Origin of the sequence: Streptomyces sp. NPDC102270 (assembly GCF_044766405.1) — a bacterium.
Lineage (GTDB): Bacteria > Actinomycetota > Actinomycetes > Streptomycetales > Streptomycetaceae > Streptomyces.
Map to the genome: position 1 here is coordinate 18,214 of NZ_JBIWLX010000028.1, position 16,495 is coordinate 34,708.

Below are 16,495 nucleotides of genomic sequence, written 5' to 3' on the forward strand. Positions count from 1 at the left end.
TCACATCCCCCGGACCCTGAGCTGCATCGCCTGCACCGTCGGGGGGTTCGGCGGCGGTGTGCCCACACCGATGGCCGGGGCGACGCCGACGGGCGGGGACGGCTGGAGCAGGGCCGGCAGGCCGCCCACGAACACCCGGGTCGAGGTGTGCAGCCAGGTGATGCTCGTGCAGGGCGGCGCGCCGAGTGTGGCGGCCGGGAAGCTGCACCCGGCCACGAGGAACGTGTCGGCGCTGGTGGCGACCGGGTGAGGGCCCACCAGGACGCGCTGCTGGACCGGTGCGGGGATGGTCACGAGGCCGGGCGGGTGGGCGCACATCATCAGGGCGCCGTAGTGGAGCAACAGTCCGGGCATGGCTTCCTCACAGCACCGTCAACGCGCCGCTGTTCACGGTGACCTGAGGTCCGGCCAGTTGGACGGTGGCCAGTCCGGGCCCGCACGAGATCTCGATCGACGTCTCGTTGATCCTGATGAACGGGCCGTTCTCCCCGTGCAGTTGGAGTTTGATGCCCCCGCCGGGGCCCGGCACGTCACTGATCACCAGGGCGTTCCCGGAGGGTGTGGCCAGGACGATCTGCGGGACGCCCGGCGGCGCGGACTTGGCGGCCGACGGGACGTCCCCCGACCCGCCCCGCCGGAAGCCGACCCACACCGCCCGCTCCGGGTCCCCGTCGAGGAACCGCACCCACACCCCGGAGTCCGGGGGCGGCACCACGTACATGCCGCAGTCCGAGCCGGCCAGCGGGGTCAAGGGTGCGGCCCACACGGCGGCCTCGGCGCCCAGTACCTCGGGGACACGCACCAGGAGTTTGCCGACTCCGGTCGGGTCCACGGCCGAGACGACGACACCCTCGTACATGCCGTGCCACTGCCTCGTCTGGGCTGTTGTCGCTGTTGTCATGGGGTCACCGTCCGGGTGTCGGCGCCGAGTCCGTCGCGGACCAGCGTGAAGTGCTGCCTGAAGGTGTCGCGGGTGAGGTCGTGGGTGACGCCTGCCACGAAGTAGCGTCCGTCGTACGCCCGTCCGGCTCCGCGCACGCCCACCAGGCCGTGGGCGCCGAGGACATGGCCGTAGCGCAGCACGTCGAGCGTGCCGCGGCCGGTGACGGCGTCGGTGGCGAGTCGGCTGCCGAGTCCGGCCAGCAGCGTCCTGGTCAGGGTGCGGCCGGTCTGGCCGCCGAGCGTGCCGGTGCGCAGGACCTGTGCGGGGCTCGCCGCGAGGCTCTTGCGCAGCAGTCGCGGCTCGGGCGCGGTGATCTCGGAGGCGGTCGTGGACGGCGGTTCGAGGCGGTGGGTCCGGAGGTCGGAGTCGGCGAGGGCGTCGAAGGCGAAGGTCAGTTCCTCCACGTTGTCGGCGGCGCCGCAGCCGGTGGTGAGGGCCGGTTGCAGGGCACCGTCGCGGTTCTGCGGGCCCCAGTAGGCGGTGCTGACGCCCGGCGCGGGGCCGGGTTCGACGTGGAAGACATGTCCGACATCCGCGGCCAGCGACCGCAGATAGGCGAGATCGGTCGACGACTGGACCGGAATGTCAAGCAGCGGGTTCGGCTGGTCGGTGAGCACCGGAGCCACGACCCGCGGTGTGATGCCGTACTGCGCGTACGAGGCGCAGACCGTGGCCGCCCGCAGGTGCGGCGCCAGCCCGGGATACGCGCGCCTGACATGCTTCAGGTCCATGAGCGCCGACAGGTCCTCGCCGGTGACGACGAGGAACGACCGGCCCGGCTCCCGCGCGGCGTGCATCTCCTGATGTGTGATCACCCCGTCCATGAGGACATGGCACCGGCCCGCCAGGACCACGGCGACCACGACGCGTTTCTTCGGGTGCAGCGCCCCGTCCGGCATGACGGCCCGGGCCGGCTCGGATCCGGTGCTGACGGCGAAGGTCAGCTGGAAGCCGCCGGTTCGGCCGCTGGCGGAGGTGATCCGCGCGCCGTGCAGCGCGTCGACGAGCGCCGCCGGGGCCGGAGCGGGCACGACGTCCCCGACGAGCAGCATGAGGTGCAGGGCGTGGGCCGTCACCGGGCCGACCCGCCGCCGACGCCCGACGCGGACGCCTCGGCGGGCAGGGTGATCCGCAGCCGCCGGCCGGGCACGGCGGTCAACTCGTCCGGACGCATCGCCCTGTTCGCGTCGGCGATCCGCCACGACTGTTCGGGATCCCCGTACCGCCGGGCCGCGATCCGGTCCAGCCGGTCCCCAGCGGCGACGACGTGCTCACCCACGGCTGTGAGTTCCTCGGGTCGGGGCAGGAAGCGGCGGCGCAGGTGGGCGACGGTCCTGCCGTCCGGGAACGTGTACGTGGTGGTGGGTACCGCGTGGTACCTGCTGTTGGGCTCGATCATGCCCGACCTCCTCCGGTCTGGTGGTGCACGGCTCAGCCCCCCGCGTAGCCGACTGCTCCGGGGCCGTATCCGACGAGTCCCGCGAAGCGTTCCCTGCTCTGCTGGTACTGCAGGTGGAGACCGCCCGCCCGGTGGCTAAAGCCGACGTCGTCGACGGTGAGGATCCGCACCGTGAGCGTCACTCGCGCCCGGATCGGGTTCAGCTCCCCGTCGTACGCCTCCTCCGTCACGTCGATGTCGAGCATCCGGACGGGCAGCACCCGGCGCGGGCCGAGCACCAGCACCGGCAGTGGGGCCTGCACGGGGGCGATCTCCAGGATTCCCCTGGCGGCCAGATCGTTCTGCCGGGTCAGTTGCTCGGCCGTGGGACTGACGGCCGTCTCCAGCGCGGACAGCATCCCGAACAGCCCGGATTCCGCGGGTGGCGCGGGACCGCCCGCCGCACCCGGCTGGTCGGTGGCGTCGAACTCCGCGTCGATGCGGAAGGTCTCGCGGGGCGGTCCCTGCAACCGCAATGCCTCCAGCCGGTCCCCGGCATCCGCGCCGATGCCCCGCGGGCGGAGCGTGTGGGTGATGCTATCGGGGTTGTACTGGAAGGGAACGACGCGCAGCACACGTCCCTGCTCGGGATCGAGGAAGACGATGCCGCCCCGCCGAGGCGCGGGTGAGGTCATGGCCTGCGCTCACCTGCCCGCGGTCGTGGCCGCGCCGGCTCGCGGACGCCCAGCTCCCGCATGACGGCCAGAGCGACCTGCCGGCCGAGGGCAGCGACCGCGGCATCCGCCGGTACGGTGCAACGGCCGGCCCTCCCCCGGTCGGCGTCGCTGGCGGGGGCGAGGCCGAGCCCCACCGCGAGTTCCGCCTCCACGGCCGCGCACAGCGCCGCCCGGGACGGCGCGGTGGCCGCATCGAGCTCAAGCCGGCGGATGCGCAGTTCGACACGGCTGGTCGTCATGTGATCACCACCGCCGTGTCGGCGTCGAACCGCTCGGTGTCTCCGTCGGTCAGCGGGCTGTCCACCCCGTCCACGCGAAGGCGCAGCGGATACCGCCCCGGCGCGCCCGCGGCCAGCCGGAACCGCAGGGTTCGGGTGGCCCGCGTGAAGGGCTCGGCTCGCACCGGCCGACTGCCCACGAGCAGTTCCACCCGCTGGCCCGGGTGAACAGCGGGTGCGCAACGCACCTCCAGCACCGCGGCTCCCTCCGGGTCCCGTACGGCGGTCAGCGGCAGGGGGCTCGTGACACGCGGCGCGACATGCAGTGTCCGAGGCCGGGTGGTTCGTTCGCCGCCGTCGGCAGCGGTGAGCACGACGACCGCCGACCAGCAGCCCGCACCGAGGTCCTCGCCCAGAGTGGCGCGCACCGCGTCGGCACTGTCGGCGCGGGCCGGCAGCACGACCGGCGGCCCGCCGAGCAACATGTGCGTCAGGCGTACGCTCGGCGCTCCCGCGGCCAACCCGCTGCCGCTGAGCACGATGTCGGATCCCGGTGCGGCGACCGAGGGCCGGACGGCATCCAGCACCGGCCACGGCGCCGCCGCCGTCGGCGCCGCCACGGGCCCGGCCCCGGCCTCCCCGCGACGCAGCACCGGCAGGGGCGTGCGTCCGGGAGCGGAGCTGTTGATGAGCACGACGCGGGCCTCGTAGGCCACCGACAGCCGGTAGCCGCCGCCCAGGGACGTCCACAGGCGGCACATCTCGTCGGCCGTCAGCGCCGACGGCGTGAGCTTCACCGGTTCCTGCTGCAGGTGCAGATCGCTGAAGTCTGCGGCGGCCTTGAGATCGTCCGTGCGCAGCTCGGGCCGGTCGTGCAGCGCCGACATCGCCGCCCCGATCAGCCGCTCCGGAATGGTGGAGTCGTCACCCGGCGGCGCGTACGCGGAGAACAGGTAGTGCAGGGCGAGCGCGAGCGCCGGGTGGCGGGTCTCACCGGGGTGCGTGCCGACGGGGTCGGTGTTCCGCCAGGCCGCGTCGACGTCGGTTCTGTACAGGAAGACGTTCAGCGCCGGTCCGGTGCGCGCGGCGTCGGCGTCGCCCGCGCCCTCGGGGTGACGGACCGTCACTTTCGCGCCCGACACCGCGCGCTGGACGGCTTCCCCCAGCACGGCCCGCAGGGTTTCCGTCACCGCGGCGATGGCGAGCGCGTCGCTCACGGTCGCCTCCCGAGGTACTCATCGAGGCTCAGCCGCGAACGCCGCTGCGGAGCCGAGGCGTCGACGACAGGCTCGGCGGGCGTGGTGTGCACGACCAGACGGTCGATGGTGACGCGTACGACGGTCTCCGCGGGCTGCGCGGCCGGGGCCGGGGTTCCCACGCCCGGCGCGGTTGGCACCGGTGGAGCTACGGGGTGGCCGGGCGCCGCCGGCGAGTCGGAGGGGGGCCGGCGCGTCACGGAGGCGGGCCGACTGGTGACGGGCGTCGCGGTACGGGCGGGTCGGGCGGGTGCGGAAGGCGAGCTCGGAGGCGAAGACGTCCGGGGCGTGTCCGCGACGGGGTAGGCGGCGGACGACTGCGGGGACGGCGCGCTCCCGGCAACGCGGGGTGCGGCGGGGCAGCCCGGTGACGCCGCGGTGGCTTCAGCGGCCTCGATGATCTCAGCGACCTTGGTGGCCGCGGCGGTGTCGGCGGCCGCTGGTGCCACGGGGAGCGTGGCGGAGGTCGACTTGCGGTGTGTCGGCGCGGAGGGGGTCCCGGCGGAGCCACCGACGTGGGCACGTCGCACGGCAGGTCCTTGTCCTGGAGCGCGCGGGACATCGGGAGCCACGCCCGGCTGCGGCCACGGCTCCGGTTCCCGCGCCGCCTCGGGGCCGGGCATCGGCTCCTGCGATGACACGTCCGGGTACTCGCGGATCCCACGTGAGCGCAGGTAGGGCGGGGGAGAGGCCGACACGGAGTGCGCTGCTGACGGCGCGGAGGGCGAGGCCTGCAGTTCGCCGGAAGACGGCGTGGCAGTGAGACCCGTCGGGTCGGTCCGGGTGGGCGTATCGGCGGCGGACGTAGGCCCATCGGCCAGCGGCGGGGAGGCGAACGCGCGATGCCCCGGTCCGACGGTGGGCCGATGCGGGTGGTCACGGCGATCGGGGCGGTGGGGGGAGTCGGGGCGGTCGGGACGGTTGGGCTGCGCAGGACCATGCCCCGGTTGCCCGTGGGCGGAACGGGTGCGGTCCTCGTCCGTCGGTGACGGGTCGGCCGACGCAGTGCGGTCACCAGTCACGGCGCCGGTACGGGAAGGCTGCGGGTTGCCGACGTACGGGGGCACGGACGCGACCCGCTCACCAGGATCCACCCCCTTGTCCGTGTCGTCATCGTCGTCATCACCGGCTCCGGCGACAGCCACAGGCAGGGACGGCGGATCCGGCGAGGTCGGCGGAGTCGAACCGGCCGCATCAGTCGCCGTCGCTGCAGTCGCCGGAACAGCCGCCGTGTGAGGCGACATGTCAGCCGCCGTCGCCGCACTCGTGGCCGCCGTCAACTCCTCGCCACCTTCCACGAGGTCCGCGTCCGCCCGGTCCGCGCCGCCCGGCAGGCGTGGCGCGCGTGGGTCGAAGACGTTGGGTGCCAGCGGTCGGAGGCGCGGGCCCGGCGCTCCGAGCAGCCGGTCCACGAAGTCGGTCATCCGGAGCTCACCTTCAGATAGAACTGCCGCCGCGCCGGGCTGACCGACAGCACGTCGGCCTCCGACCAGCCGTAGGCCCGCGCCAGGGCGTGGACATCGTGCAGGACCCTGCGCGCGTAGCCGGACACGTCGGTCCACACGTGGTCGGCGATGTCGAGGGCGGCCTCCCAACGGTGCTCGCACTGCGGGCAGTCCAGCGTCAGTATGGTGTCGGCCCCCGGGTCGAGCTCCGCCAACCGCGAGGCCAATCCGTCGAGTACTTCGTCGGGCAGGTCGTCGACGGGCGGGCTGATGCTCAGCACGCATCGGCGCACCAGAGTCCGACGTGCCCCGGGTGCCGTGGGGTCGACGGCCCGGACGTCCCGACCGGTGAGGGCACGGTAGGTGATCGTGAAGCCGCCCGTCGTCAGCGTGGCCGGGACGGCGACTGCCTCACCGGTCCGACCGCCCGCCGCGGCCGGCCGCAGTTCTTCCGCCGCCACGGTGACGTCGAGGCTGTCGCCGCAGGCCGGGCAGTCGGTCGTGCAGGGCAGCGCGTCTCCGAACGCGCCGCACCGCAGGTCCAGGAGGAGGGTGTTGACGGCGCTCAACGGCAGGTCGGCGACGTCCTGTTCGCCGCGGGACGCCATCGCCATCGAGGCGATCAGCAGGGCGCGGGCCGCTGGCGTGCTGTCGAGTCCGCCCTCCCAGACCTCGAGGACGTTCGCCTCTGTCAGTCGACGCGGCATGCTGTCACCCGGAGGTATCGGTGAACTGCGGCACCTGCGGCGGGTCGGTGTGTTCCCGCACCCAGCCGTGGTGTTCCACCTTGATCCGCTCGAAGGCGACGGCGTTGGACCCGGCGTCGAGTTCGTGTAGGCCCTGGTACTCGGAGACCCAGCAGTCGTGGACGGAGTAGGACAGCACCTGCTGGCCGCCCTCGTCGAAGACGTCGATGATGAGGTCGCGCCGGAAGTCCTTGAGGGAGGTCTCGAGGCCGCCCGCCGAGTTCTTCAGGCTCCAGACCCTGTTGGCCCATCCCTCGAAGGCCGTGTCGATGGTGCATCCCCGTTCCAGGGTGATGGCCTCGTACTCGGTGCGGCCGGGGAGCTTGCGGCTGGTGCCGGGGTCTCCGCCGTCGCGGTGCCGGATGACCTCGGTCGTCCGCCTGAGCCCGCTGACCTTGCTGATTCCGGCGATGTAGACCGTCTCCCCGCTGAACTTCACCCGGAACCGGAAGTTCTTGAAGGGATCGCGGCGTGTGACTTCCGGCATCGGTCGTCCTCCTAGACCTGGATCTGACCGGCGAGTTGCTGGATGTGGACGATCACGAACTCCGCGGGTTTCAGAGGGGCGAAGCCCACGTGGATGTTCACGACTCCGCGATCGATGTCGTTCTGCGGGTTGGTGTCCTTGTCGCACTTGACCAGGTAGGCCTCCTGGGGAGTCCGGCCCTGGAACGCGCCGGCGCGGAACAGCGAGTTCATGAACGCGCCGACGTTGAGCCGGACGGACGCCCACAGCGGTTCGTCGTTCGGCTCGAACACCACCCACTGCGTGCCCCGGAACAGGCTCTCCTCGATGAAGAGGGCCAGGCGGCGGACCGGCAGGTACTTCCATTCGTCGGCGAGCCGGTCGGCCCCGCGCAGGGTGCGGGCTCCCCAGGCAACCGGGCCGGCCGCAGGCAGCCGCCGCAGGCAGTTGATGCCGACCGGGTTGAGGCGTCCGATCTCCAGATCGGTCAGTGGCACTTCGAGGTCGCTGACACCGCTCAGCGAGGCGTCTGTACCGGCCGGGGCCTTCCACACCCCTCGCTGGACGTCGGTGCGGGCCAGGACGCCGGCCATCACCCCGCAGGGTGGAAAGGGCCGGACGGCCCCGCCGAGCAGCGGGTCGGGCGCGAGGACACGGGGATAGTAGACCGCGGCGTTCCTACCGCCGTCGCCCGCTTCGACATCCTCCGCACTGGCGAGGACAGCGGCCACGACACCGGCGTTGGAATCGCCACTCGGTGCCGCGCTCGTCCATGACCGGGGCGGGTCGACCAGGAGGACGGCCCGTCGTTGGAGGCACAGTTGCAGCGCATCGGCCCGCAAGGACTTGGCCGCGCCCGGCTCGTGCTCGTCGAGCCAGTGGGCGTCCGGCAGGCAGAGCATGTTGAAGATATCCGTCTTCAACAACTGGTACAGGCCGGTCTTCTTCGCCGCCTTGCCCGCGTAGACCGTCAAAGGCGGCGGAAGAGGGTCCTCGTCGGCGCCGCTCGCGTCGACGTCGACCGGTGCGTAGTAGTACGGCACCTGCCCCTCCGGCGCGTCCGGCGTCTTGGGGGCGAACGGATCGGAACCGTCCTCCGGGGCGGGGTTGGCCGGTGGCACCGTGTCGAGGGAAGCGCCGGAGGCGACCCGGACGAGTTGGGAGGATTCCAGGAGCTGGGCGAGGCTGCGCGGACTGCCCGGTTTGACACTGACGTTGAGGTACCGCTCCTCGGCGCCGGTCGCCATGTCGCGGACCGTCAGGTTGAACAGCTCGCGCCGCAGGTCCGGGTCGGCCTCCACCTCGGACGGTTTGAACTCGGAGGTGTCGTGGTCGACACGGGCGCGCAGGTGCCGCGCCCACCGTCCCGGCGAGGCGGCGACGAGGCCTGGTGAGCCGGCGGGTTCCGCGCCCGGACGACCGGAGGCCGACCTGGCGGCGCCGCCCGCTCCGCCCCGTCCTCTGTTCTGCTCGCCGGAAGCAGCGTCCTCCCCACCGGCGAGGGAGGGTTCCCCTCCCTCGCCGCTCTCCGCTGGCGGGGACGACGACCGGGCGGGCTGTCGTGCGGCCGGGCCCGACGTGAGCGGGAGGTGGACGATCTGCTCGTCCTCCTTCACCACTCTGACGATCTCTGCCTCGCTCCCGCCGTTCAGGTAGAACTGGTACACCGCGTAGCTCATCGGGCAGTGCGCCTGGAGGCCACCGAAGTTGGCCTCGTAGTCGGCCCAGCCGGTGATGTGCACCGGCCGGTCCACCGGACCGCGCGGGGCGTGTCCGACGAACGCGGCGACCGAGGTCGGAACGCCCGTGATCGTCCTGACGGAACTCTTGACCTCGTCGATGTAGACGCCCGGGTAGGTGACGTTCACCGGCATGCCAGCACCTTCTCTCCGTCCGGCATGCGCCCTCCTGGTGTCTGCGGGGACTATGCGAGGGACGTGGGTTTGCCGGACGTCGGCCCGGCAGGACGTTGATCGTCATCCGCGATCACCGTATACAGACAAATCGGATCACCGCGCTTTGTGCGCCGACGGTTGCTTCGATCAGGTGATGACCTGCCCACTGGTCGGCGGCATGGCGTCCGACAGGGACGTGACGCTCGGAGGCGGCTTGTTGGTGTACGGGGTGGCGGCTGGGGTGCCGGTGCTGCTGGAGATCGACCGCCGTACCGAGGACGCCGACGACCTGGTGCACAAGCTGCACCGGTACTGGGAATGGGACCGGCTGCTGGCACCGGACGCGGATCGACGGCGGCGGGAGGCCGCCAGGCCCTCGGCCAGGCGACGGGCTGTGGCACTCGGTACGAGGACCTGACGGCCGACGGCCAGGTCCACGTCGACTACACGCCGCCGCTCGGGGAGCCCTGGTTCGAGGGCGACGATGACCCGGACGACAACCCGATCTGCTCGTGCCCGCGCTTCCCGAAGCAGTTCTGCATGGAGTGCGCCGGCTGCGCCGCCTGCGGGCAGTGCACCGGCCCGCACGTCTGGCCGCCGCTCCGGAACTGACACACCCCAGTCCCCCAGCACTCCTGGGAAGCGAGAGGTCCCAGCCACCCGTCACGCTCACCGTGTGTCCTGTGACATCGGACGTGGACCGATTGCCATCGGGCCAGCTCTTGCTGGCTATTGGCGCGTTCATGTGGAGAAACAGCGTGGGCGAGTGGTTGATGCGCAGGAGGCAGAGGCGGGTTTCGCTGCTGTCGTAGGGTCGGTGGTCGAGGACTGGGCGCTGGGACCGGTTCCGTCGCGGAGGACAGAAGCTGAGCGATGGCAGGTGTCCCTGAGGCTTCGTCGGGGTGAGCCGCGGCTGAGGCGGGTGCCGCCGGCCCAGGTGGAGGCGGCGCGGATGGAGGCGGTGCGCCGCTACGACATCCTCGACACGCCGCCCGACGGGGCGTTCGACCGGGTCGCGGCGATGGCCGCCCGCCTGTTCGATGTCCCCGTGGCCAGCGTGACGATCGTCGATGCCGACCGGATCTGGTTCAAGGCCATTCACGGCCTGGAAGGGGTCGCGGAGATTGGCCGGGACCCGGGACTGTGCGGGTCGGCGATCCTGCGCGATGACGCGCTGGTGATCCCCGACACCCTTACCGATCCGACCGCCTGCACCAATCCGCTGGTTACCGGTCCTCTGGGGGTGCGGTTCTACGCGGCGGCGCCGATCATCACCGCCGACGGCCACCGGCTGGGCACGGTCAATGTCCTGGACACCAAACCGCGTCTGATCACCGAGGCCGACACCGAAACCCTGGCCGACCTGGCCGCGGTGGTCCTGGACGCCATGGAGCTGCGACTTTCGGGCCTGCGGCTGCTGCGCGAGGAACAGGAACGCCGCAAGACGGAGGAGGAAGCGCGGACGCGGGCCGAGCGGGACACGGAGGCGATCACCGCGTTCGCCACCACCCTCCAGCGCACCCTGTTGCCTCCCGTCCTGCCGCCGATTCTGGGGCTGGAGCTGGCCTGCCACTACCAGACCGACTCGCCCCGGGACGTCGGCGGTGACTTCTACGACGTCTTCTCCCTGGGCGGACAGCGCTGGGCGTTCTTCCTCGGGGACGTGTGCGGCAAGGGCGCCGAAGCCGCCGCCGTCACCTCCCTGACCCGCTACACCCTGCGCGCAGCCGCCCAGCACCACGACGACCCCACCGAAGTCCTCGACGCCCTCAACAGCGCCCTGCTCCTCGATCCCTCGATGGGCAGCCGGTTCTGCACCTGCGTCTTCGGCACCCTGCAACCCGCCCCAGGCGGCGGTTTCACCGTGAGCGTCGCCACGGGAGGTCATCCGCCGCGGCCGCGCCCGCCGGTCCAACCCCGACTGATCCTTCTGTCCGGATCCTCCGGTGTCCCGGCGGGCAGCCTCGGGTAGCACCTGTCGGAGCGACCGGGAGGGGAAGAAGTTGGGTAAAGCGAGCCGAGGTAAGAAGCAGCGCAGCCGCGACACTTCGTCGACTTGGAGCGCCGCCAAGGCGGCCCGCGCCGCACACCAGACACGAGCCGACAGCCGCCGGCTCCTGCAGGACAACATGTGGGTACGCACGATGATGGCGTCGAACGTGAGCAACCGGATGGCGGAATTACGCACCGTGCTTCACCACAGCGACGTGCCTGAACAGCACCGCGAGAACATGGCGTTCGCGATGATGCTCGGCAAGCAGGGGATGGGGCGGCCGTGGCCGTCCAGCCCGATTGAGGCGGCGCGGTGGCAGATCCGGCAGGTTCTGAAGCTTCTCGACGGCGCCGCGGTCCTCGTCATCTCGCCGGCCGCGCACGCGGCGGTCATGGCGGCGGCCGCCACCCTGGAGCCCGCTGACGTCGCCACCCTCAACAAGGACAGGGACATCCCCATGCCGACGGGGCTACTGGTATTGCCGGAGCCGGTTGTGGTGGAGAACCGGGGCGGCTCCCTCTCCGACATCCGCGCGTTCGGCTGGCAGTTCGTCACCCAGGACCAGGTCCTGCCCGACGCCCAGTATCCGGGGGTCCAGCTCACGTGCTTCATGGACCGCGACGGCCCCGTACAGCCGGAGTCCTGGCGCCTTGCCGTCGCCCAGGCGCGCGCCACCGGCTCACCGCTTCCCCCGCTTGTCCCTGACGGAATCTACGGTCTGCGGGCAGACGGCGCCCTTTCCGCTGAGAGCGGCGAGCGGCACGCCGAGATTTCCGAAGAGCACCGCAGGCTCAATACCGTCCTGAACCAGGTCGCCCAGCACAGCGCACAGCCGCCGGAGGAAGGGCGGTGGGACGGCGGGCGCATCACAGACACCTACGACGACTTCGCCTCCCGCTATGCGTTCGCGTTCTGGCGGCTCGCCGCCCAGGGCGTCACAGTCCTCGGCACCCCGCGGGAACCCGGCCAGAACAGCCCCCGGAGCCAGCCTGGGGCAAAGCCGGCGGACCCCGACGTCCGCGTTATCCGCCTCGCCAACCAGGTGCCCGCGCAGCGTTCGGCGGAGGACGGCCAGACGAGCCGGGCCTACCACCACCGATGGACGGTCCGGATGCACAAGGTCCGACAGTGGTACCCCAGCGCTCAGGAGCACCGCCTTATCTGGCGTAGCCCCTACATCAAAGGCCCGACCGACGCGCCCTTCATGGTGGGCGAGAAGGCGTACTCCGTGGACTGATGACACCCGGCCATGCAGACGGCGAAATAGCCCGCTGCCCCCGGCCAAGACCGTCCGGCAGACGGGCCGAGTCCACGGCGGGTGGCAAGCAAGCCCGGCCCCGTACCTTCTTCGTGTACAGGACCGGGCGATGCTCGAAGGCGAGCCGACCCGCGGTGCCCCATACGACCAACTCGCCATTTATGCGAGCTACCACGTGTGTCTCATCACCAGGCCCCTGTTCACTGCCAGATCACCGCAGTGGGTGGTCTCGGAGCGGGGAGATGGCGCGCGGCTTCGTGATGGTGCTGCGGGGCGTGGGGGCGTGTCAGCCTTGGCGGGGCGGGAGGAGTGGTCGAGCAGTCCGGTCTCGCCGTGCCCGCGCCAGCGGGCGTACCACTCGGCCAGGCAGCGGCGGGAGATCCCGGCTTCCGCAGCGACGTGTGCGATCGGACGTCCGATGTCGACCCGCAGGCACAAGCGCAGACGTCCTTCGGGGGTCAGTGGTGCGTTCCGATGTCCCCTGCCGGCGGCGCTCCCGGACTCGGCGGCCGCGTTCACCGGGAGCCCTGGGACCTCAGGGCTCCCGCGTGAGCGGCTGTGCGTGGCGTCAGCGTGCGAACTTTTCGATGGCCGCCGGGGTGACGGGGGTGAAAAAGTTGACGAGGTTGCCGTCGGGGTCACGGAACAGCAGCGACCGGTTGCCCCAGGGCATCGTCGTGGGCTCGGTGACGAAGTCGGTGACGAAGCCGGTCAGGTTCTGGCGAACGCGGTCCACGTCGTCGACGAGGAACTCGGTGATCACGCTGTGGTTGTCCGCCGGGCGGGCAGAGCCCGGGGCGAACAGCGGGACGGTGCGGGTGCCGGCGATCGCGAGGGTGGCGCCCGCGGTTTTGAGTTCGGCGAAGTCCTCGGTGGCCCACGACGCCCGCGCCCCTGTGGCCCGCTCGTAGAACTCGACGAGACGCGCTACGTCGCTGGTGATAATGCGGATCGAGACGAAGTCCATGGGGATCTCCTTGGCTGTGCTGGAGGCGTGCACTGCGCAGGCTAGGAGAAATAGTGGACAGAATCGGTCCTGTATTCGCGTTAGGTTGTGCACATGCCCCGACCCACTGCCCGCGTGCTGACGCTCCTGGAGTTGCTGCAATCGGGTGGCACCCGGACGGTGGCCGAACTGGCCGACCGGCTCGGCGTCGAAGGGCGCACCGTGCGGCGGTATGTGGACCAGCTGATCGACCTGGATGTGCCCGTGGAATCCGTGCGCGGCCGCTACGGCGGGTACCGGCTCGCCCCCGGGTACCGCTTGCCTCCGCTCATGCTCAGCGACGACGAGGCGCTGGCCGTGCTGCTCGGCCTGGTCGCCGGCCGCCGGGCAGGGCTGACGACGACGGAGCGCACGGCAAACGAGACGGCATCAGCGAAGATCCGGCGGGTGCTGCCGAAGCACATCGCCCGCCGGCTCGACACACTTCTGGAGGCTCTCGCCTTCACGGACCAGCCCGGCGAGTTCGACACCCCGGACGCTGGGGTCCTGCTCACCATCGCCGATGCGGTGCGCCACCGCCGACCGGTCTCGATCCACTACACCGACCGCGACGGACAGCGCAGCGCACGCACGCTGCACGCGTACGGGATCGTCGCCCATGCGGGCCGGTGGTACGTCACGGGCAAGGACGCCCGGATCGGCGAGGACCGAACCTTCCGGCTCGATCGCATCGCAGACCCGCGGACCCTGCCCGGCTCATTCGAAGCGCCCGTGGGGCCCGGCCCGGCACAGCGCGTGTTGTCAGGGTTCGCCACGGCCGAGTACCGGCATGAGGTGACCTTGCGGATCCACGGGACAGTTGAGCAGATCCGCGCCCACCTTCCCGCCGGCGTCGCGAGCCTGGAGGAGCACGAGCCCGCGGCAGGCCAGGACCAGGCGACCGAGCGCTGGCTGCGCGTCGAGCTACGGGCGGAGCGGCTCGACTGGGTGCCTCCAGTACTCGCCTCACTTGACCGGCCGTTCGTCATCGAGCGCCCCGATGAACTACGCGACCTCGTCATCGCGCTCGCCGATCGCCTCACGTCCTACGCCCGCCGAACCTGACTCCGAGGAACCAATGTCATGAGATGGCACACCTAGGTGGAGACGGACGGGGGCAACACGGGTCACGTCCCGGTCAAGGGCAAGTCACCTGAGACACCGAGCACCTGAGACACCGAGCACCTGAGACACCGAGCACCTGAGACACCGAGCACCTGAGACACCCGTGCAGGTCACATAACGCCGTCCAGCGCCGTCGCGTCCGGCAGCTGCGCGGCCCCGGCCTCGATCTCTGGAAACGCCGGCAGCATCTCGGTGCCGCGCCTGGAGCGCAGCACCACCCGGCCCGCGTCGACGGACAACCGGGCCCTGAACCCGTCCCACTTCGGCTCTGTCGCCCACCCAGGCGGCAGAGTCGGGTCGGACACAGGGGCGGCGAGCATCGGTTCCGGCAGCGTCCACGTCACGGCCCCATGCCTTCCACCCGGCCCGTCCGTCCGCAAACCGAGCGGCGTGAGCACACACGACCACCGGCCCGACCATGAGCCTGACACGGCTGGTCAGCGGGACACGGCCGCGCCGCACCACGGTGCTACGAGCCGGGCTCCTGGCGCGGATCCAGGAGCAGTGCAGCCGTACACCGGGCTCGCCGGGTTCCCGGGTCGTTCGGTGGTGCCGGTACGATCGCACACCGCGCGGCGAGCAGCTCCTGGATGGCGAAGGCGGTCTCGTCATCGGCGGCCGCGACCTCCACTGCGGCCAGGCCCGGTTCTGCCACGTGCGCGTCAGTGATCTCCCTCATGCCTGGCACTACGCGCCGGGGCGTGCAGAAGTTCTCCGATCCCGTGGTCTTCACCCGACCGCGTAGGGCCCCGGGTTGCGCTAGGAGTTGCGGTAGAGGTTGCGCGGGCCTTCACCGCGTCCTGGAGTCCGCCCAGGTCACCACGCGTTTACGGCGTGGTCGGGCCGCTGACATCCCCGTTGTGGCTCTGTTCGTCAGAACGGACAGCAGATGTTCACCACTTCGGGAGGCACCTGAGCCGTCCCGCAATCGAACGCTCTGCCTTCCTGGGCGTATCTGACGAAGGCGGACTTTCAGACGTTCTGCTGTCGGGCGAAGGGCCCGCACAGGGCTGCCCATTGCAGGAGCAGGATGGTCTTGCCGTCGGTGATGCGTCCGTCGCGGGTCATGGCGAGGGCCTCGGCAAAGGGAAGTTCGAGGACTTCGATGTCCTCGCCCTCTTCCTCGATTCCTCCGCCCGTGCCGGTCCGGTCGGCCGGGGTGTAGGGGGCGGCGAAGAAGTGGAGGCGCTCGGTGACGGAGCCCGGGCTCATGTAGGCGTCAAGCACGTGGGTGAGCGGGCCGAGTCTGATGCCGAGTTCTTCGGCGCTCTCGCGGCGGATCGCGGTGTGCGGGTCTTGCGCGTCGAGCAGTCCGGCCGCCGCCTCGATGAGCATGCCGTCGGGGTGGCCGTTCACGTAGGCCGGGTAGCGGAACTGGCGGGTGAGCAGGACGCGGCTGCGTTCGGTGTCGTAGGGAAGGACGACGGCGCCGTTGCCGCGGTCGTAGGTCTCGCGCTGCTGTGTCTCCCACCGTCCGTCGCGGCGCCGGTAGTCGAAGGTGGTGCGGCGCAGGACGTGCCAGCCCTGGGAGGTGAGTTCGACGTCGCGTATCCGGACGTCGGGGTTGCGGTCGAGGTCGCGTCCGGCGAGGTGGAGAGCGGTGCGTCCGCGGTGATCGGGGGTGTCGACACCCGGGCTGCTCGTCACATGGTCTCCTGCGGGGTGCGGCGCGGAATCTCGGCGACGTCGTGGTAGACGGGCAGGCCGCGGCGGCGGGCGGTGGCGACGTCCTGGTCGGCGCCGGCGGATTCGCCCGGCAGGCGCAGCACGGCGTTGCAATGGGCGAGCAGCCGGTCGGCGGTCGGGTAGAGGACCTGGTCGGCGAGGGGGTCGGTGGGGGCCGCGCCGGCGGAGCGGAGGACGGGCAGGGCGATCCACTCGCCGATCATGGGGAGATGTCCGGCCGCGAAGACGGGCCAGGCCGCGGTTTCCAGGCGGGCGAGGTTGGCGGCCATGGCCTGCGGGTTGCCGTCGGTGCCGGAACGGTAGGGACCTGCGATGAGGATGAGCAGGGGCTTGTCGGTCATGGCGGCTAAGGTACATGCAGAAT

General features: G+C 71.3%; 21 protein-coding genes. 4 read left to right on the forward strand and 17 right to left on the reverse strand.

Features of this window, described 5'->3' with window-relative positions:
• The 11 genes from ACIRP7_RS40885 to ACIRP7_RS40935 all read right to left on the reverse strand — a co-directional run bounded on the left by ACIRP7_RS40885 (position 1) and on the right by ACIRP7_RS40935 (position 9,063).
• Positions 1 to 354 (reverse strand): hypothetical protein, encoded by a 354-nt coding sequence (locus tag ACIRP7_RS40885; protein ID WP_403670625.1) that lies wholly within the window; start codon positions 352 to 354, stop codon positions 1 to 3.
• Positions 355 to 361: 7 nt separating this feature from the next.
• Positions 362 to 901, reverse strand: coding sequence for a phage baseplate assembly protein V (locus ACIRP7_RS40890; RefSeq protein WP_403670628.1), 540 nt, complete (start codon positions 899 to 901; stop codon positions 362 to 364).
• The gene (locus ACIRP7_RS40895) at positions 898 to 2,019 is read right to left on the reverse strand and encodes a hypothetical protein (RefSeq protein ID WP_403670631.1); all 1,122 of its coding nucleotides are present in this window, start codon (positions 2,017 to 2,019) and stop codon (positions 898 to 900) included. The genes ACIRP7_RS40890 and ACIRP7_RS40895 overlap by 4 nt, the downstream gene beginning before the upstream one ends.
• Entirely contained in the window at positions 2,016 to 2,342 is a 327-nt protein-coding gene (locus ACIRP7_RS40900) for a LysM peptidoglycan-binding domain-containing protein (RefSeq protein WP_403670634.1), read from the reverse strand. Before ACIRP7_RS40900 ends, ACIRP7_RS40895 begins: the two co-directional genes overlap by 4 nt.
• A 32-nt stretch (positions 2,343 to 2,374) precedes the next feature.
• Complete coding sequence (locus ACIRP7_RS40905; protein WP_403670637.1) at positions 2,375 to 3,016, reverse strand: hypothetical protein; 642 nt, start codon at positions 3,014 to 3,016, stop codon at positions 2,375 to 2,377.
• Entirely contained in the window at positions 3,013 to 3,297 is a 285-nt protein-coding gene (locus ACIRP7_RS40910) for a hypothetical protein (protein WP_403670640.1), read from the reverse strand. The genes ACIRP7_RS40905 and ACIRP7_RS40910 overlap by 4 nt, the downstream gene beginning before the upstream one ends.
• Positions 3,294 to 4,493 carry a DUF4255 domain-containing protein gene (locus ACIRP7_RS40915; RefSeq protein ID WP_403670643.1) on the reverse strand — a complete coding sequence of 400 codons (1,200 nt, stop codon included), beginning with the start codon at positions 4,491 to 4,493 and terminating at the stop codon, positions 3,294 to 3,296. The genes ACIRP7_RS40910 and ACIRP7_RS40915 overlap by 4 nt, the downstream gene beginning before the upstream one ends.
• Positions 4,490 to 4,654 (reverse strand): hypothetical protein, encoded by a 165-nt coding sequence (locus ACIRP7_RS40920; RefSeq protein WP_403670646.1) that lies wholly within the window; start codon positions 4,652 to 4,654, stop codon positions 4,490 to 4,492. Before ACIRP7_RS40920 ends, ACIRP7_RS40915 begins: the two co-directional genes overlap by 4 nt.
• 1,298 nt (positions 4,655 to 5,952) lie before the next feature.
• The gene (locus tag ACIRP7_RS40925) at positions 5,953 to 6,684 is read right to left on the reverse strand and encodes a hypothetical protein (RefSeq protein WP_403670648.1); all 732 of its coding nucleotides are present in this window, start codon (positions 6,682 to 6,684) and stop codon (positions 5,953 to 5,955) included.
• A 4-nt stretch (positions 6,685 to 6,688) separates the two neighbouring features.
• Entirely contained in the window at positions 6,689 to 7,210 is a 522-nt protein-coding gene (locus ACIRP7_RS40930; protein WP_403670650.1) for a phage tail protein, read from the reverse strand.
• 11 nt (positions 7,211 to 7,221) lie between these two features.
• Complete coding sequence (locus ACIRP7_RS40935; RefSeq protein ID WP_403670653.1) at positions 7,222 to 9,063, reverse strand: phage tail sheath family protein; 1,842 nt, start codon at positions 9,061 to 9,063, stop codon at positions 7,222 to 7,224.
• A gap of 175 nt (positions 9,064 to 9,238) precedes the next feature.
• Between ACIRP7_RS40935 and ACIRP7_RS40940 the strand changes: the two genes are divergently transcribed.
• From ACIRP7_RS40940 to ACIRP7_RS40950, 3 genes are all read left to right on the forward strand, one after another.
• Positions 9,239 to 9,502 (forward strand): hypothetical protein, encoded by a 264-nt coding sequence (locus ACIRP7_RS40940; RefSeq protein WP_403670656.1) that lies wholly within the window; start codon positions 9,239 to 9,241, stop codon positions 9,500 to 9,502.
• A 504-nt stretch (positions 9,503 to 10,006) separates the two neighbouring features.
• The gene (locus tag ACIRP7_RS40945) at positions 10,007 to 11,056 is read left to right on the forward strand and encodes a PP2C family protein-serine/threonine phosphatase (protein ID WP_403670659.1); all 1,050 of its coding nucleotides are present in this window, start codon (positions 10,007 to 10,009) and stop codon (positions 11,054 to 11,056) included.
• Positions 11,057 to 11,087: 31 nt separating this feature from the next.
• Positions 11,088 to 12,314 carry a hypothetical protein gene (locus ACIRP7_RS40950; RefSeq protein ID WP_403670662.1) on the forward strand — a complete coding sequence of 409 codons (1,227 nt, stop codon included), beginning with the start codon at positions 11,088 to 11,090 and terminating at the stop codon, positions 12,312 to 12,314.
• A gap of 189 nt (positions 12,315 to 12,503) precedes the next feature.
• On the opposite strand, the gene ACIRP7_RS40955 is transcribed toward ACIRP7_RS40950, so the two are convergent.
• On the reverse strand, positions 12,504 to 12,977 hold the full coding sequence (locus ACIRP7_RS40955) for a helix-turn-helix domain-containing protein (RefSeq protein WP_403670665.1): 474 nt from the start codon (positions 12,975 to 12,977) through the stop codon (positions 12,504 to 12,506).
• Entirely contained in the window at positions 12,904 to 13,302 is a 399-nt protein-coding gene (locus ACIRP7_RS40960) for a VOC family protein (RefSeq protein ID WP_403670668.1), read from the reverse strand. Before ACIRP7_RS40960 ends, ACIRP7_RS40955 begins: the two co-directional genes overlap by 74 nt.
• Positions 13,303 to 13,395: 93 nt before the next feature.
• Here ACIRP7_RS40960 and ACIRP7_RS40965 point away from each other — a divergent pair, with 93 nt between their 5' ends.
• Complete coding sequence (locus ACIRP7_RS40965; RefSeq protein ID WP_403670671.1) at positions 13,396 to 14,385, forward strand: helix-turn-helix transcriptional regulator; 990 nt, start codon at positions 13,396 to 13,398, stop codon at positions 14,383 to 14,385.
• A gap of 170 nt (positions 14,386 to 14,555) precedes the next feature.
• On the opposite strand, the gene ACIRP7_RS40970 is transcribed toward ACIRP7_RS40965, so the two are convergent.
• From ACIRP7_RS40970 to ACIRP7_RS40985, 4 genes are all read right to left on the reverse strand, one after another.
• Entirely contained in the window at positions 14,556 to 14,789 is a 234-nt protein-coding gene (locus ACIRP7_RS40970; protein WP_403670673.1) for a hypothetical protein, read from the reverse strand.
• Positions 14,790 to 14,914: 125 nt separating this feature from the next.
• Complete coding sequence (locus ACIRP7_RS40975; RefSeq protein WP_403670675.1) at positions 14,915 to 15,124, reverse strand: DUF6207 family protein; 210 nt, start codon at positions 15,122 to 15,124, stop codon at positions 14,915 to 14,917.
• A 293-nt stretch (positions 15,125 to 15,417) separates the two neighbouring features.
• Complete coding sequence (locus ACIRP7_RS40980; protein WP_403670678.1) at positions 15,418 to 16,092, reverse strand: NUDIX domain-containing protein; 675 nt, start codon at positions 16,090 to 16,092, stop codon at positions 15,418 to 15,420.
• Positions 16,089 to 16,472 carry a DUF4406 domain-containing protein gene (locus ACIRP7_RS40985; protein WP_403670680.1) on the reverse strand — a complete coding sequence of 128 codons (384 nt, stop codon included), beginning with the start codon at positions 16,470 to 16,472 and terminating at the stop codon, positions 16,089 to 16,091. Before ACIRP7_RS40985 ends, ACIRP7_RS40980 begins: the two co-directional genes overlap by 4 nt.
• Positions 16,473 to 16,495 lie beyond the last annotated feature (23 nt).